2 protein-coding genes are annotated in these 1,361 nt (G+C 69.5%); both read left to right on the top strand.

All coding sequences use genetic code 11. The annotated features are described in order from the left end of the window. A partial coding sequence (locus JQ628_RS34315; protein ID WP_212231043.1) for a hypothetical protein occupies window positions 1–206 on the top strand: 206 nt, incomplete at its 5' end. 105 nt (window positions 207–311) lie between these two features. Beyond that, window positions 312–1,283 carry an IS481 family transposase gene (locus JQ628_RS34310; RefSeq protein ID WP_212231040.1) on the top strand — a complete coding sequence of 324 codons (972 nt, stop codon included), beginning with the start codon at window positions 312–314 and terminating at the stop codon, window positions 1,281–1,283. Window positions 1,284–1,361 lie beyond the last annotated feature (78 nt).

Here is a 1,361-nt window from a genome sequence, read left to right as displayed (position 1 = left end):
TGGACCCCGCGCACCCGTCGACCCTCGAGGTCACGTTCACCAGCGAGGGGCCGGGCACGCGCGTGGAGTTCGAGCACGGCGGCTGGAACGACGACAACGCGTCGTACCGCGACAAGTACGGCGACTGGGGCCACCTGCTCGACCGCTACCGCGCGGCGGTGGCCGAGACCGGCCAGCCCCGGCCCGGACTGCCCAGGACCGACTAGGTGTACCGAGCCAGGACGTTGGTGACAGGCGAGTCGGCTTGAACGGGCGAGAACCCCCGGGATGGGGTGTGGCTGTCTAGGTCCACTCCCGAACCGGAGGTTCTCGTGTCTCACCGTAATGCCCGCACCACGTTGGAGGGTCGTCGGCTGATCGTCCGGCGGCACCGTGAGGAGCGGTGGCCGCAGGCGCACATCGCGGCCGCGATGGGCATCTCACGCAACTGTGTGAGGAAGTGGCTGGACCGCTACGAGGCCGAGGGCGATGCCGGGTTGGAGGACCGATCCTCGCGCCCACACCACAGCCCCACCCGGACCAGCGCCGAGGTCGAGGCCCAGGTCGTGGAGCTACGGCACCGCGAACGCCGTGGTCCGGAGTGGCTCGGCGCCGAGCTGGGTGTGCCGGCCCGGACGGTCTCGCGGATCCTGGCCCGCCACCAGGTCCCGCCGCTGGCGGCCCTGGACCCGATCACGGGTGAGGTGATCCGGGCGTCCAAGGTCACCGCGGTCCGATACGAGCGGGCCAAGCCCGGGGAGCTGGTCCACATGGACGTCAAGAAGCTCGGCAAGATCCCGCCCGGTGGCGGCTGGCGGGCAGATAGCCAGACCTACGCCAACCACCACTCGCGACTCGACAAGACCCCGATCGGGTACGACTACGTCCACTCCCTGGTCGACGACCACACCCGACTGGCCTACTCCGAGGTCCTCGAAGACGAGAAGGGCGAGACCTGCGCGGCGTTTCTGGCCCGCGCCGCGGCCTACGTCGCGACCTACGGCATCACCCGCATCGAGGAGGTGATGACCGACAACGCCTGGGCCTACAAGTGGTCGCTCCGCGCCGTCGTGGCCGACCTGGGCGCCCGGCAGATCTTCATCCAGCCCTACTGCCCCTGGCAGAACGGCAAGGTCGAGAGACTCAACCGGACCCTGCTGATCGAGTGGGCCTACCGGCAGGTCTTCACCAACAATCAGGACCGCACCGCCGCGCTTGCGCCCTGGCTGGAGCACTACAACACTCATCGACGCCACAGCGCACTCGGAGGACGACCACCGATCAGCCGGCTGCTACCAACCTGATGGCCGGGTACACCTAGGAGCCCGGCGGCAGCGAGGTGAAGTCCGCCTCCCGGCCCTCCGCGAACGCCGCCAGCGCCT

It is taken from the genome of Bradyrhizobium lablabi (genome assembly GCF_018129385.1).
In the GTDB taxonomy this organism is placed as follows: Bacteria; Pseudomonadota; Alphaproteobacteria; order Rhizobiales; family Xanthobacteraceae; genus Bradyrhizobium; species Bradyrhizobium lablabi_C.
Note: the sequence above shows the minus strand (reverse complement) of the source record. Positions and strands in the feature narration are given on the sequence as shown.